16 protein-coding genes are annotated in these 14,356 nt (G+C 50.2%); 14 read left to right on the top strand and 2 right to left on the bottom strand.

The annotated features are described in order from the left end of the window. Positions 1-122 precede the first annotated feature (122 nt). From ACRTGH_RS01430 to ACRTGH_RS01420, 3 genes are all read left to right on the top strand, one after another. The gene (locus ACRTGH_RS01430; protein WP_368847243.1) at positions 123-2,099 is read left to right on the top strand and encodes a putative bifunctional diguanylate cyclase/phosphodiesterase; all 1,977 of its coding nucleotides are present in this window, start codon (positions 123-125) and stop codon (positions 2,097-2,099) included. 51 nt (positions 2,100-2,150) lie between these two features. Continuing rightward, positions 2,151-2,999, top strand: a complete 849-nt coding sequence (locus tag ACRTGH_RS01425) for a LapA family protein (RefSeq protein WP_368847244.1) — start codon at positions 2,151-2,153, stop codon at positions 2,997-2,999. A 129-nt stretch (positions 3,000-3,128) separates the two neighbouring features. Further along, the gene (locus ACRTGH_RS01420) at positions 3,129-4,469 is read left to right on the top strand and encodes a M18 family aminopeptidase (RefSeq protein WP_368847245.1); all 1,341 of its coding nucleotides are present in this window, start codon (positions 3,129-3,131) and stop codon (positions 4,467-4,469) included. A gap of 141 nt (positions 4,470-4,610) precedes the next feature. Here the strand turns inward: ACRTGH_RS01420 and ACRTGH_RS01415 are convergent, their stop codons facing one another. Then, positions 4,611-5,258, bottom strand: a complete 648-nt coding sequence (locus ACRTGH_RS01415; protein ID WP_368847246.1) for a PilZ domain-containing protein — start codon at positions 5,256-5,258, stop codon at positions 4,611-4,613. A 512-nt stretch (positions 5,259-5,770) separates the two neighbouring features. On the opposite strand from ACRTGH_RS01415, the gene fsa reads away from it, so the two are divergent. The 10 genes from fsa (at position 5,771) to ACRTGH_RS01365 (ending at position 13,488) form a co-directional block, all read left to right on the top strand. Beyond that, positions 5,771-6,424, top strand: a complete 654-nt coding sequence (gene fsa / locus ACRTGH_RS01410) for a fructose-6-phosphate aldolase (protein WP_368847247.1) — start codon at positions 5,771-5,773, stop codon at positions 6,422-6,424. A gap of 10 nt (positions 6,425-6,434) precedes the next feature. Next, positions 6,435-7,277, top strand: coding sequence for a transketolase (locus ACRTGH_RS01405; RefSeq protein ID WP_368847328.1), 843 nt, complete (start codon positions 6,435-6,437; stop codon positions 7,275-7,277). After that, positions 7,265-8,212: a transketolase family protein gene (locus tag ACRTGH_RS01400; RefSeq protein WP_368847248.1), complete on the top strand. Its 948-nt coding sequence runs from the start codon at positions 7,265-7,267 to the stop codon at positions 8,210-8,212. The genes ACRTGH_RS01405 and ACRTGH_RS01400 overlap by 13 nt, the downstream gene beginning before the upstream one ends. A 25-nt stretch (positions 8,213-8,237) precedes the next feature. Next, positions 8,238-8,696 (top strand): ribose 5-phosphate isomerase B, encoded by a 459-nt coding sequence (gene rpiB / locus ACRTGH_RS01395; protein WP_368847249.1) that lies wholly within the window; start codon positions 8,238-8,240, stop codon positions 8,694-8,696. A gap of 65 nt (positions 8,697-8,761) precedes the next feature. After that, on the top strand, positions 8,762-10,150 hold the full coding sequence (locus ACRTGH_RS01390; RefSeq protein WP_368847250.1) for a sn-glycerol-1-phosphate dehydrogenase: 1,389 nt from the start codon (positions 8,762-8,764) through the stop codon (positions 10,148-10,150). 30 nt (positions 10,151-10,180) lie between these two features. Then, entirely contained in the window at positions 10,181-10,585 is a 405-nt protein-coding gene (locus tag ACRTGH_RS01385) for a transcriptional regulator GutM (RefSeq protein WP_368847251.1), read from the top strand. A 125-nt stretch (positions 10,586-10,710) separates the two neighbouring features. Further along, complete coding sequence (gene srlA / locus ACRTGH_RS01380; RefSeq protein ID WP_368847252.1) at positions 10,711-11,262, top strand: PTS glucitol/sorbitol transporter subunit IIC; 552 nt, start codon at positions 10,711-10,713, stop codon at positions 11,260-11,262. Positions 11,263-11,308: 46 nt separating this feature from the next. Then, positions 11,309-12,298, top strand: a complete 990-nt coding sequence (gene srlE, locus ACRTGH_RS01375) for a PTS glucitol/sorbitol transporter subunit IIB (protein WP_368847253.1) — start codon at positions 11,309-11,311, stop codon at positions 12,296-12,298. Between the two features lie 12 nt (positions 12,299-12,310). Further along, the gene (locus ACRTGH_RS01370) at positions 12,311-12,667 is read left to right on the top strand and encodes a PTS glucitol/sorbitol transporter subunit IIA (RefSeq protein WP_368847254.1); all 357 of its coding nucleotides are present in this window, start codon (positions 12,311-12,313) and stop codon (positions 12,665-12,667) included. A gap of 14 nt (positions 12,668-12,681) precedes the next feature. Next, entirely contained in the window at positions 12,682-13,488 is an 807-nt protein-coding gene (locus tag ACRTGH_RS01365) for an HAD-IIA family hydrolase (protein WP_368847255.1), read from the top strand. 88 nt (positions 13,489-13,576) lie between these two features. Here the strand turns inward: ACRTGH_RS01365 and ACRTGH_RS01360 are convergent, their stop codons facing one another. Further along, a complete protein-coding gene (locus ACRTGH_RS01360) occupies positions 13,577-14,005 on the bottom strand; it encodes a cupin domain-containing protein (protein WP_368847256.1) in 429 nt (142 codons plus the stop codon). A 109-nt stretch (positions 14,006-14,114) separates the two neighbouring features. On the opposite strand from ACRTGH_RS01360, the gene ACRTGH_RS01355 reads away from it, so the two are divergent. Beyond that, a complete protein-coding gene (locus ACRTGH_RS01355; protein WP_368847257.1) occupies positions 14,115-14,351 on the top strand; it encodes a PTS sugar transporter subunit IIB in 237 nt (78 codons plus the stop codon). Positions 14,352-14,356: the final 5 nt, after the last annotated feature.

The raw sequence follows: 14,356 nt of genomic DNA, 5'->3' as shown, positions 1-14,356 counted from the left end.
TTATGGATATTGTGCACCGCCCGTATACATGGTAAAATAGACGGAGAAAATAATGAGATTTAAGAGAAAAGACCCGGGGTGATGGTCGTACTATCTATACCGCGGTACAAGGGGGAAGACGCATGGCGAGATTCACTGTGGAAGAGGTGCGCCGTCTAAAGGAAAACCTTGCGCCGATCTACGACATCGTGCGTTTCGTGGATGTGGCGGCATGCGCTGAGATCTACTTCGAGGACGATGGGAGCATCCAGCTTGAAGGGCATTGTTTCAGCACATGGGGGCGTTCACGCCGCTGCCGCCACTGCACGAGCTTCTGTGCGAGCAAGACGCAGTCGAAATTGGAAAAGGACGAGATCATGGGCGATCAGGTTTTCCATGTGCTTTCGGCGCCTGTCGAGGTCGTGCTTGCCGGAGGAGATGTCGTCTCCTGCGCGATGGAGCTTGTGACGAAGTACCCAAGGAACGAAGCGCTGCGTGAGATGCGCGACCGCGACCTGCTGCAGCTTCTCTCGCGCAGCATCAAGCGGGCGAACGCCGGGGCAATTTGTTTCAATGTGGAAGATGAATGCATCTATGCCAATCTCGAGGCGTACCGCCTTTTCCAGGTGCCGCCTGGGGAACTGCTTTTGCTGCAGCGTTTTTTCAATGCGTGGGTCAAGGACGAGAGCGCGGAAGATCCTGAGAAAAATAGCGCTTCATGGGAGCAGGATTTTTTTATCGCGGGGGAGAAGTTTACTTATGTCGTGACGGGTGAAAAGCTCTTCGATGTGGACAGCCGCTACAAGGGCTACTATTATTCCGTCTACGATAAAAATCAGGAGGAACCGGGGCAGCAGGATACGCGCTGGGCACTTGATAAGCTCACGGGGCTCTACAATGACGAGGGCTTCTATGAGGCTGTGCGCGAGGAGCTGGATTACGGTCTCAAGGGAGAGCGCTGCATCGTCTGCTCCAATATCAAGGATTTCAAGCTTGTCAACGAGCTTTTTGGACAGGAAAAGGGCAATGAGATCCTCAAGGGACTGGCGGACTTTTTTGTGGAAATCGCCATGGATTCCGGCGTCTGCGGACGGCTGCACGGGGATCATTTCGCCGCCTATGTCGAAAAGGGGCGCTTCAGCGAGAAAAATCTTCTCACACGCCTGGAGCTGATTGCAAAATGTATCGACAGCAAAGCCTACAAGCTCAATATCCATCTCGGCATTTACGAGATCCAAGAGCCCGGGATGCCTGTTTCTGTCATGTGCGATCGGGCGCATCTCGCGCTCACTCTGCTGCGGAATGAGAACAGCTGCAGGATTGCCTACTATGACGATGCCCTGATGGAACGTACCCTGCGTGAAAAAGAGATTTTGGGCGGTTTTGATGCGGGATTGGCGAAAAAAGAGTTCGCCGTCTATTTGCAGCCGCAGGTATCGGTGGAGGGTGCGCTTCTGGGGGCTGAGGCGCTTGTGCGTTGGAAGCATCCGGAAAAAGGCCTTCTCACGCCGGGACAGTTCATCGGCATCTTGGAAAATGCAGGACTTGTGCATCTCCTGGACCATTACGTCTGGGAAGAGGCGGCAGCGCTTCTGGGGCGTTGGCAGGGCACGGAAAAGGAGAGGCTGCATCTCTCCGTTAATATTTCCGTGCGCGATTTGCTCCATATTGATATCTACCAGACAATGCTCGATATTGTCAAAAGGCATGGGATTGAGCCGCGAAAGCTCAAGCTCGAAATCACGGAGACAGCGCTTATGAGCGATATCGAACGATACCGCTCTTTGATCGGTCAGCTGCAGGACGCGGGTTTCGAGGTTGAGATTGACGACTTCGGCAGCGGTTATTCCTCGCTTTCCATGCTCAAGGATATAGAGGCCGATATATTGAAGATCGATATGGGCTTTTTGCGCCAGACGGGAAATCCCCGGCGCAGCGCAGTCATTCTCGATTCCGTCATCGCCATGTCCAAAAGCCTTGGCATGCGCGTCATTACGGAAGGCGTGGAAACGCAGGAGCAGGTCGACTGTCTCAGGGAGCTCGGCAGTGACATGTTTCAGGGATATTTCTTTGCGAAGCCCATGCCTGTCGAGGAGTTTGAGGCAAAATACTTCGGATGAGATCAGTGGTGCGGCAGGGCACTGGCCTGCCGGGATGAGAGGGTGCTGGAAATGGCAAAGAGGCTGGGGAGCCGTGCAGGCGTGCGTATCGCCGCTCTGACAGCGGCTGCTTTTGCGGCAGCAGGGGAATGCGTCCTTGCCGCACGCGTCGATCCGCAGGAACTTGAACAGATTCGCGGCAATGTGGGGAATCTTCTCGAAACGGTCGAGAACTTCTATCATCTGACGATTATGATAGAAGCCTTCCTGATCTTTATGCTTGTTGCTTTGATCGTTGTCGGGCTCGTTGGTTACATGAAACTGAAAAATGAACTCGGGGATCTGCGTTGGAAGCTGGAAAACAGCGATGCATCGAAAAAAAAGCGGCCCGAGCCTGTCATGCCCGAGCCGCTGCCTGAGCCTGAGCCGGAACCCGAACCGGAGCCGGAACCTGAGCCGGAGCCGGAGCCGGCGCCGGCTCCGGAGGTGCCGCTGCTCGACCGTTTTGTAGACGAGTATGGCAAAGTCAATGCCATTGAGGATAAAAGTTTGCGCGAGATGCGTACGAGCAATCTCCTGCAGGAGTACCAGGTGGAAACCTTTTCCTGCACCAATCCGGAGGTACGCAAGGAAAACCCGAACACTCCTCCGACCTTCCAGACGATGGAGGGCGGTGATTTTTGGGGTATACAGCAGGAAGGTTCCGACGATTACCATGTTGTACCGAATCCTGCCCTCATATATAATGAGGAACGCCATCGCTTCAGGGGAATGAAGGAAGCCTTTGCCTCGAATTACGAGGAAGGCAAGGAATATACGCATCTGGAGCTCGATGCTCCCGCCCGCTTTAACCGCATGGGTGAGATATGGGCGCCGCTGCGCCCGGGAAAGATCACGCTCTCGGGCGAACGCGAACCCTGATGAGCGCGGCGGAAGTTTCTAGGAGGGCTTTTGCCCGGCAAATACAAAGACGCGCTCGCCCGTGGGGAAGGCGCGTCTTTGTATTTGTGAAAAATTTGTGAAATACAGGAGAACGGAGGAAGCCATTCGATGAGAAAAGCAAACGATCCGGCAGATGAGCTGCTGGCTTTTATCGGCAGGTGCACATCGCCTTTCCATGTTGTGACGGAGATCGCAGCGAGGCTGCGGCGGGCGGGATTCCAGGAGCTCAGGCGAGAGGAGAGCTGGGAGAAGAAGCTGGCGTGCGGCGGACGTTATTTCGTCGACGTCTACGGTTCGTCATTGATCGCTTTTTCTGTGGGCGCTCTGCCGGGCGCGCTGCGCATGGCGGCGGCTCATACGGACTTTCCGTGCTTTCGTGTGAAGCCGCTGGCGGCGATGGTGCAGGATGGTTATGGCAGTCTGAATGTCGAGCCGTATGGCGGGCTCATCCTCCGGACATGGCTTGATCGTCCGTTGGGGCTGGCAGGCAAGGTCGTTCTGCGCGGTGCGAGCCCGTTTCAGCCGGAAGTACGACTTGTGGACTTTCGTAAACCGCTGTTGGTGATACCGAGCCTCGCCATCCATATGGACCGCGAAGTCAATGAGGCAGGTGCACTCAATGCACAGAAGGACATGCTGCCTCTGGCAGCCTTGCTCGATGGAGCGGAAGGAAAAGAGAGGTGCGAAACGAAGGAAGAAGAGATGCGGCATACGGAAGAGGAGCAGGGCTTCTTCCTCACGTGGCTGGCGAAAGCCTGCGGCGCAGAGACACAGGACGTCCTTTCCTATGAGCTTGGCGCATACCCTGTGGAAGAAGGCTGTGCGCTGGGTCTTTCCGGAGAATTTGTTTCCGCGCCGCGTCTTGACAATCTAACTTCCGTGCTTGCCTGCCTCAAGGGAATGGAGAAGGCAAGGGCTTCGGAGGGGGTCCGCCTCGCCGCGTTTTTTGACAACGAGGAGGTCGGCAGCCGCACGAAGCAGGGGGCGGGCTCGACTGTCCTGCACGAGGTGCTGCGGCGTATATATTGCGCCTGCGGTTTGACGGAAGAGGTGCTTTCGCAGGATCTGGCGAAAGGTTTTCTGCTTTCCGTTGATGTGGCGCATGGGCTTCATCCTTCGCATCGTGACAAGAGCGATCCGAGTGCGCATCCTGTGCTTGGCGGCGGCATCGTATTGAAGCAGGCTGCTTCGCAGGCTTATGCGGGCGATGCGGAGGCAGTGGCTGTCATCCGTGCCTTGGCCGAGGCGGCGGCGATCCCGTGCCAGATGTTCGTGAACCGCTCGGACAGCCGCGGCGGCTCGACGCTGGGCGCGATTGCCTCATCGTTCGTTCCTGTGCGCACGATGGACATCGGCCTCCCTGTGCTCGCCATGCATTCGGCATGCGAGACCATGGGCATTGGCGACCAGGCCGCGCTCGAAAAGCTGCTGCAGGCATTTTTTGCCTGAAAAAGTGGTGGGTGCGGTGTTCGTCTTGCGGGAAGCGCCTTTTCACCGTGCGTCGTAAAACTGTAATAAAAATCCCCCGGGTACAGTCATGGACTGCTTCCGGGGGATTTTTTTGTGCAGAAGAGGTAAAAGCCCGCGGTCTTATATGGGATATTCTTTTTGGAGCGAGTGGACATGATGCAAGAGCTCCTCCTGTTCCTGTCGGGAAAGGGGCTGCTCCAGAAGCGCCCCGATATGGTGGATGGGACCTGCAAGGCTGTTGAGTGCAGCGGAGCGCCGGACGACAGCCTGCTTGCTCTCCCAGGGCAGGGCGGGAATCTCGATGGAAAGGCGCATGCCCTCAGGGAATGGAATAGGCGAGACAAAGCAGAGGCCGTGCCCGCCGATATCGACGAGCGTCGCCTTTTGCGGCAGCACCGGGAAAGCTTCCTGTTCTTTCGGCTGCAGGTTTATGGGCAGAGTTACAGGAACCCGCCAAGAACGACGCTGTTGGCAAACAATCGTCGTGGGCTTCTCGACGTACCAGATGCGTCCGTCAAGCGGCGCATTGCCGCAAAAGGCAGCAGAGAAGCGGTAGGTGCAGTTCTCCAGAGGGGCGGAGCAGCGCAGGCGCGTCCGAGGAGAAATGTCGTGGGACGAGGAATCGGAAGCGGGACAGATGCTGACGAGGAGTTTATCCTCCGTGATTTCAAGAAGCCGCCCTTCCCATAGATGCGGGCGATTCTCTTCCTGAAAATAAAGCATCTGTCCCGCTTCCAGCGCCGCCTCCGGCACAATGGTGCAAATCATGTGACATTTCCTCCAAAAAGCAGTTCAAGTTCCGGGAATTTTAAAAAGGGAACCGTTTTTCATATCCGTTCATCTGAACCTATAGTACCATAGATAAAAAGTCCTGTCAATATCATTAAAAATGTCTTTGTCCTATTTAACGTAGAAACGATTTTCTGGAAGCTTAAAAGGCCAAGCCTCAAGGGCACAAATCAATTGCCCTCTGTTATGTAAAGAAACGGCAGGGTGTGGTTTATATCGAGAAGGGGGAAGCTGCCATCCTGTCCTATTATATGGTTTATTGATGTTCTTTTACGAAACAGAGATTCTGATATTGTTTATTGATGATTTTTTGGGAGATTTTTCATACAGGATGGTAATTCCATAGGAATTAAGCAAACTTTTTCTGCTGATTTAGGACAATATGATGAATTGTAAGATTTTTCAAAAGATATATTGCTTTAAAGAATATCAAATGATATAATACGATATATAAAAGTTCTATCTAATCATAAACAACAGGGGGGATGTTGATGAAATTTTTTATTGACACGGCGAAAGTCGAGGATATTCGCAAGGCGAATGATATGGGGGTCATTGCGGGTGTGACGACGAATCCGTCGCTGATCGCCAAGGAAGGGAGGGATTTCAAGGAGGTCATCGCAGAGATTGCTTCGATCGTCGACGGCCCGATCAGCGGCGAGGTCAAGGCGACGACGACGGATGCTGCGGGCATGATTGCTGAAGGAAGGGAGATTGCTGCCATCCATAAGAACATGGTTGTGAAGATCCCTATGACCGTCGAAGGTCTGAAAGCTGTGAAGGTGCTCTCGGCGGAAGGAATCCGGACGAACGTGACCTTGATTTTCAATGCGGCGCAGGCGCTTTTGGCTGCGCGGGCCGGCGCCTCGTATGTATCTCCCTTCCTGGGACGTCTTGATGATATATCCGTGCCGGGAATCGATCTCGTGCGCACCATATCGGAGATCTTTCATACGCATGGAATCGAGACGGAAATCATCTCGGCCAGCGTGCGCCACCCGGTCCATGTCATTGACTGCGCTTTGGCGGGGGCGGATATTGCGACGGTTCCCTACAAGGTCATTGAGCAGATGACGCTGCATCCGCTAACGGAACAGGGGATTGAAAAATTCCGCAAAGACTATGAAGCCGTTTTCGGCGCATGAAAAGGACGGGATGGAAGTGGAAATCCAGGAACTGAAGCAGGCGGCAAACCGCGTGCGCAAAAACATCATCGAAGCCGTCCATGCCGCGAAGTCTGGTCATCCAGGCGGGTCTCTGTCGGCGGCGGACGTTCTTACCTATCTGTATTTTGCGGAAATGAAAATCGATCCGAAAAATCCGGATATGGAGGAGCGCGACCGCTTTGTTCTTTCCAAAGGCCATGTGTCTCCCGGCTATTACGGCGTTCTCGCGGAACGCGGGTTCTTCCCGGTGGAAGATCTCAAGACGTTTCGCCATACGGGTTCTTATTTGCAGGGGCATCCGGACAGAAAGCACATTCCCGGCGTCGACATGAGCTCCGGTTCGCTAGGGCAAGGCTTCTCTGTGGCTGTCGGCATGGCGCTGTCGGCCAAGCTTTCCGGGCGCAGCTATCGCACTTATGCGCTTTTGGGCGACGGCGAGATTCAAGAAGGGCAGATCTGGGAAGCAGCGATGTTTGCCGGGGCGCGCAATCTTGAAAATCTTGTGGCCATCGTGGACAACAACGGGCTTCAGATTGACGGCTTCGTTGAAGATGTTTGCTCGCCGTATCCGATCGGCGATAAATTCAAAGCGTTTAACTTCCATGTTATTAAGGCTCCAGCGCATGATTTCGAAGCCTTGGGCAAGGCCTTCGACGAGGCGCGCAGGACGGAAGGGATGCCGACGGCCATCATCCTGCAAAGCGTCAAGGGAAAGGGTGTTTCCTTTATGGAAAACAAGGCGGCGTGGCATGGAAGTGCGCCGAACGATGAGCAGTATCGTGTGGCCATGGAAGAGCTGGAAGAGGAGGGCAGGGCACTATGCCGGAACTGAAAAAAGTCGCGACGCGTGAAAGCTACGGCCATGCTCTTGTGGAGCTCGGCAGGAAGCATGATGATCTCATTGTTCTCGATGCGGATCTTGCAGAAGCGACAAAGACGAGTCTTTTTCGCAAGGAGTTTCCTCAGCGGCATATCGACTGCGGCATTGCTGAGGCTAATATGATGGGTATAGCGGCGGGGCTTTCTCTGACGGGCAGGATCCCTTTTGCAAGCACGTTTGCGATGTTTGCGGCGGGGCGCGCTTATGAGCAGGTCAGAAACACGATCGGCTATCCGCATCTGAACGTCAAGATTGCGGCGACCCATGCGGGCATTTCCGTCGGCGAGGACGGCGCTTCTCACCAATGCTTGGAAGATCTTGCACTCATGCGCTTGATTCCGGGCATGACGGTCATGTGCCCGGCAGACGATGTGGAAGCGAGAGCAATGGTAGAGGCCGCCTACGCCCACGAAGGTCCTGTCTACATGCGTTTTGGCCGTCTTGCCGTGCCTGCGGTCAATGATCCCGCCTCCTATCGCTTCGAATGGGGCAAAGGCAAGACGCTCCGTGAAGGCGGCGATATCACTGTTTTTGCTACAGGCCTTATGGTCGCCCCGGCGCTTGCTGCGGCTGAAAAACTTGCGGCAGAGCAGCATGTTGAGGCAAGTGTCGTCAACATCCATACCATTAAGCCGCTGGATGAGGAGCTTGTCTTGGCGAAGGCAAAGGATGCGAAGCTCGTTGTGACAGCTGAGGAACATTCCATCTTGGGAGGACTCGGCGGTGCGGTGGCAGAACTCTTGTCCGAAAAAGCGCCAAAACGCATCCTGCGCATCGGCGTTCGCGACGTATTCGGCGAATCGGGTCCGGCCGTGGAGCTGCTGAAAAAATACAGGCTGGATGATGTCGGGGTCTATGAGCAGATACGGGAAGGCTTGAAAATGTGAAGAAAAATTGACGGGGGGTATATCTATGGAGAAAATTGCTGTTGGATGTGATGAAGCGGCGTATAATTTAAAGGTCGAGATTATAAAGTATTTGAACGAGAAAGGGATTGAGTGCGACGATTTCGGCGCCGCCGCAGGCGAAGTCATTCTCTACCCGGATGTTGCCTTCAAGGTAGCGGATGCGGTGGCCGAGGGAAAGTACAAACGAGCCATTCTTTTCTGCGGTACGGGTCTCGGTATGTGCATATGTGCAAATAAGGTTCCCGGCGTGCGTGCGGCAGTATGCCACGATCCATTCTCGGCAGAGAGGGCAAGAATGAGCAACAATGCTCAGATTCTTTGCCTGGGAGAACGCGTCATCGGCGTTGAACTGGCCAAAAAAATTGTCGATGTTTGGCTCGAGGCGGAATTCTCGGAGAAGTCACGCTCCCAACCTAAGGTTCAGCGCATCATTGAATTGGAGCAAGAACATTTGAGAAAGTAAATGCAATTCTCTCGGGCGCACCTGATTTTTGTCAATGCTTTTCGTGGTGATTGGAGGCCAAAAGCATGGATTTATCAATGGAAAATGTGGATCAGCTAGGCTTAAATGATCTTTTGGGTGTATCACTGAAATGCTCTTGTGGCAAGGAACATTGCATGGATGTTGACTCAGTCGTTGTTGCCAAGGGTGCCTTAAAACGCGTTGTTGAGGTTGTAAAACAGCGCGGCTACAAGAAACCTCTTGTCATTAGTGACGCGAATACTTTCGCTGCAGCAGGGGAACAGGTTCTCAAGATTCTTGAAGAAGCAGGCGTCGGCTACACGGCCTATTGTTATAAAACAAAAGCTAGTTTGGTGCCGGATGAAGCGGCATTGGGAACGCTTTTGGCTCAGATTGAGGATTCAACAGATCTCCTTTTGGCAGTGGGATCGGGCGTTATCAATGATGTAACGAAATTCGTTGCGCGTAAGACGAAGTTGCCGGAAATTCTTGTGGCTACAGCACCTTCGATGGATGGTTTTGTTTCTGATACGTCAGCGTTGACGCTGAACAATCTGAAATCGAGTGTCAGATGTGATTTGCCTAAGGTTATTATAGGTGATATCGATATTCTGAAAAAAGCTCCTAAGAGGATGATTCTTGCTGGTCTTGGTGATATGATTGGCAAGTATTCGGCATTGACGGATTGGAATCTGAGCAAATTCATCAATGGTGAATACTTCTGCGAACCGTCAGCACATCTTTCTGTTAAGGCTATTGAGAAATGTGTTGACAGTGTCAATCGCTTACCCGCTGATGGAAATTTTGATGATGAGGGTATCGAGGATATCATGGATGGCCTTATTCGTACGGGGATTGCCATGAGCTATGTCGGTAATTCGCGTCCGGCATCTGGTTCAGAACATCACATGTCCCACTATTGGGAAACAATGTTTCTTTTCCAAGGGAAAGAGGCTTTGCTGCATGGCACGAAGGTTGGGTTGACGAGCATCATTATTGCAAAGATATACGAGTGGCTGTCCAAAGAGAAAGACTTTGATTTTGCACATGCTGAAAAGGAAATTCGAGCCTTCGATCAGGTAGCATGGGAAGATAAGATGAGATGCTTTTATCAACAGGCTGCGCCGGGCATTATTGCGAATGCAGCGAAGGATAAGCGCAATGATGTGGATTTACGCTTGAAAAGATTGTCCTTCATTAAGGAGAATATAGCAAAAATTCAAGAGATTGCTGCATCGGCACAACCATATACGGTCGTGGAAAATATCATGAAGAAAGCTGGAGCACCGCTTCGTCCCATTGAAGTAGGGATTTCGGATGAGATTGTTCACAATAGTGTGCTTGTAGCACACGAAGTTCGCCAGCGGTATACGATCTTGAATCTCCTCCATGATTTAGGAATGCTCGAAAAGTATGCGGAAAAAGTTGATGCGTTCTTGCATGAAGAGAAATAAGAGTCGTTTTGAAATCAGGAGCTGACGTTTATGTGGAAATATGTTGCTATTCTTGTTGCTTTTTACATCTTGCAGTCTTTTATGGCTTATCGACAGATGAACCACTTCAAACGAACGATTCTCGAAGTTAAAGACAAGGGGATTCCTGGTCTTGGCGTCAAAAAAAGCAAGCTTGGCCCAGGCAAGGTCGTTGTGCTTGTCAGTGATGAGACGGGTAAGATTATCATCGCACGCATGATGTCGGGTATCAGTGTATTCGCTCGATTCCGAGAAAAAAAAGAATTTTGTGGCTATGAGATTGAAGAGCTTTACAATAGAGACTTCAAGAGCAAAAATGAGAGACAAGCAATACAGCAAGCATTGACACAAATACGTGAAAAACTCCAGAAGAAAGATATTGCGGGTAATACATCGGTTCCTTTGGAGGTGATGTGAATTCACGATCGAGTGTTTCTTATGATATGCAACAAGATCCTCGGGCATGTTTCATGCCCACCTGTCTTATTATGAAAACAGGAAATGTTTTCATAAAAATCTAAAAAAGAAGGGGTTGTTATCAAATGGAAATGTTAGGGAATTGGGCGGCAGGATTTATTTCTTTGTTCCAGAGAGGCGGTGAAAGCTTCACTGGCATGGTGACAGGAATGTTACCGATGATTATCGTGTTGATTACAGCTGTCAACGCTTTGATCAATATCATTGGACAAGAACGGATCAACATTATTGCGAAATTTACTGCCCGCAATATTTTGCTTCGCTATACGGTTCTTCCTGTATTGGCGATGTTCTTCTTGGGAAATCCGATGGCCTATACCTTGGGGCGCTTTCTTCCGGAACGCTACAAGCCGGCCTATATGGACTCTGCTATTAGTTTTTGTCATCCGATTACAGGTTTATTCCCACATGCGAATCCAGCAGAACTTTTTGTTTGGCTGGGAATTGCACAGGGTGTGGCTGCGCTGGGGCTGCCAACGGCAGAACTTGCAGTTCGCTATTTCTTGGCAGGTGTCATAGCCATCTTTATCCGTGGGCTTCTCACTGAACGTATCACACTTTATATGCTGAAGAAAAATAATAGCAAACTTCTGACCGATGATACGATTCATGGATAATTTTCATCTCAACCATGCAGCGGAAAACTAAGAAAGAGGTGCGAAAATGGCAAATTTGGTAAAAATAGAAAAGGGACCAAATGGATGGGGCGGCCCGCTTACAGTAAAGGTTGAAGGAAAGAGAACGAAGGTTGTTTGCATTACAGGCGGCGGATTGAGTCCGGTTGCTGTGAAACTGGGGCAACTTCTGGGCGCAGAGGTCGTTGACGGTTTCAAGACAGGTGTTCCTGATGATGAAGTTGCCGTAGCTGTTATCGATTGTGGCGGTACGCTTCGCTGCGGCATTTATCCAAAGAAGGGAATACCAACGGTCAATCTTACACCTGTTGGTAAATCTGGACCTATGGCGAAATTTATCCACGAGGATATTTATGTTTCTGATGTGAAAGAAAATACAATGTTCTTACTGGAAGGCGAGGCTGCAGAGGCTGCAGTAACTTCTGCTGCATCAGCTGCTTCTGTACAAAGCGAAACGGAATCGAGTGTTCCGGAGCAAGCACCACAGTCTACAAGTTTTTTGGCGAAGTTTGGTAAGGCTGCTGGCGGTGTCATCAACATCTTTTTCCAGGCAGGCAGGGATACCATCGATATGTGCATTAAGACGATTCTGCCGTTTATGGCATTCGTCAGCATGATTGTTGGGATCATCCTTCAGACTGGATTGGGCGACTTCATTGCTCAGACTATTTCTCCTTATGCGGGAAGTCTCGTTGGACTCGTCGTAATCTCGATTATTTGCGGATTACCAGTGCTTTCTCCACTTCTGGGGCCTGGTGCTGTTATTGCACAGGTTATCGGTGTGCTTCTTGGAACACAGATTGCGGCAGGTGCTATTCCACCGAGCTTTGCACTGCCGGCATTCTTTGCGATTGATACGCAAGTTGGCTGCGATTTCCTCCCAGTTGGTTTGAGCCTGATGGAGGCAGAATCGGAAACGGTAGAGATTGGTGTGCCCGCCATTCTGATTTCCCGTGCGATTGCTGGTCCTGTCGCTGTGGTTATTGCCTACTTTGTTGGTATTGGACTCTTCGCCTAAGAGGTGGAAGCCATGAAATTTGAAGTTGAAGTTATTCGTGTTGGTGAGATGGCCGCTGATTTGCTTGCGGGCGGCCATCTGATCATCTTTGGTGATACCCCAAATGAGGTTTTGGCAGAAGTTTGCTTTATGCATACGCATGGAGAGATTTGCGGGGACATTGAAGTTGGCGATACAGTTGTTCTCGGACAGAAAAATTTTGTGATTACAGCTATTGGAGAAGAGGCTTTGCAGACACTCGCAGAACTCGGTCATTGCACCTTTTGCTTTCATGGCGGAACAGATGTCGAATTGCCTGGACAAATCTCTCTCAAGGGCGAAGAAGCCCCAGAAGCTCTTACCATAGGGGACAAGATTGTTATTTTCTAGAAAGGAGGTTCGGTATGAGGAAAATGGGAGAAATCCGTTGTTTCTTGTTGGATATGGATGGGACAATTAATCTCGGGCAGGTGCTCTTGCCTGGGGCGAAAGAGTTCATGGATTACATCATTGAAAGCGGTAGGGAGTATCTTTTTCTGACAAATAATTCCTCTAAAGATGGTTCTCATTATGTAAAGAAGATGACGAACTTGGGGATTCCATGTGATGCGGATCATGTGCTCACATCAGGGGATGCAACGGTCATTTACCTCAACCAACAAAAAGAACATGCGCGCGTTTATCTTATGGGGACACCGGAACTTGAAGCGACGTTTCGTAAGGCTGGCATTACGTTGACAGATCAAAATCCTGATTTTGTTGTTTTGGGATTTGATATGACATTGACGTATGAAAAGCTTCGTAAAGGATGTGATTTTGTACGTGATGGAGTGACATATATCGCGACACATCCGGATTTCAACTGTCCGGTAGAGAATGGATTCATTCCTGACACTGGCTCGATGATTGAGCTCATCAAAGCCTCGACGGGAAAAGTTCCTAAAGTCATTGGCAAACCAAATGCCGAGATTATCGCCTGCGCTTTCAAGAGACGTGAAAAATTTAAACAGAAGGATTTTGCTATGGTTGGCGATCGTGTTTACACAGATATTCGCACAGGTGTTAATGCAGGGATTACATCCATTCTGGTTCTCTCAGGAGAATCGACAGTGGATGATTTGAAAAGCAATGGTATCGAAGCAACTTTTGTTGTTGATGGAGTGGGAGATATCTACAAGGCGCTGGTTGAATATGATAAGACACATGTCTAAATATCAAAAGTTGAAAGCCCCACGCTTTTTGCCTGGGGCTTTCAACTTTTGATGTTTTGATAGATTATGGAGAGAACTGATATTTTGTCTAAATATCGGCTTGCCAAGAAGCTAACCAAGAACGAGTTTTTTCATCTAATTCTGTAATAACTTTATCATTTCCCCCTGGATACTTAAAGAAAATCAGACTGGTATGAGGCAGAGATTTTTGTGCATAACGAATATTTTTTCGTATAACAAAGAAATCTCCCTGCGTAAAATGATGTTCCTCGCCTGTTTCCAAATTAAGGTACTTTGTTTCACCCTCAAGCATATACATATATTCGGTATTTCGTGTGTGAAAATGTGTTGGTTCAATCGCCCATTCCTGATATGAAGTAATACCGACTTCAATTTCTGTATCTGAAATATGATTAAGATCTTGTGGGTTTTGGAGAGTTCCTACAAGGTACTGTCTATGATGATTTCGAAGGGCATTCATGATTTCGCTGTTTTGCAAGATGGAAAATGATTTCATGAAGAGTGTAATCCTTTCTGACGAAGATGTTGTGTATTGTAAGTTGCACATCGTTGAAGCAATAAGGTATATATTCAATAAGTATATTATACCGTGAATGTCAATAAAAATGCGTCAGATGCTCAATGACAAGGGATATGATGTAGATGTGGTAGAGTGTAATGCTTTGGATGTCCCTGCAAAGCTGGATACTTTTCTGCCGCATGTTGTGGTGCCGACGACAACGATTTCTGATTCCGTGCTTCGGGGAATACAGCGTTTCCCAGGACTGCCGTTTATCACGGGCGTTGGGATGGACAAAGTAATCGAAGATATCGCTGCGTATTTCGACACGATCAAGGAATAAAAAAT

This window comes from Selenomonas oralis, from assembly GCF_051603425.1.
Classification (GTDB): domain Bacteria; phylum Bacillota; class Negativicutes; order Selenomonadales; family Selenomonadaceae; genus Selenomonas; species Selenomonas sputigena_A.
This window is presented reverse-complemented; position numbering and strand designations above follow the sequence as displayed.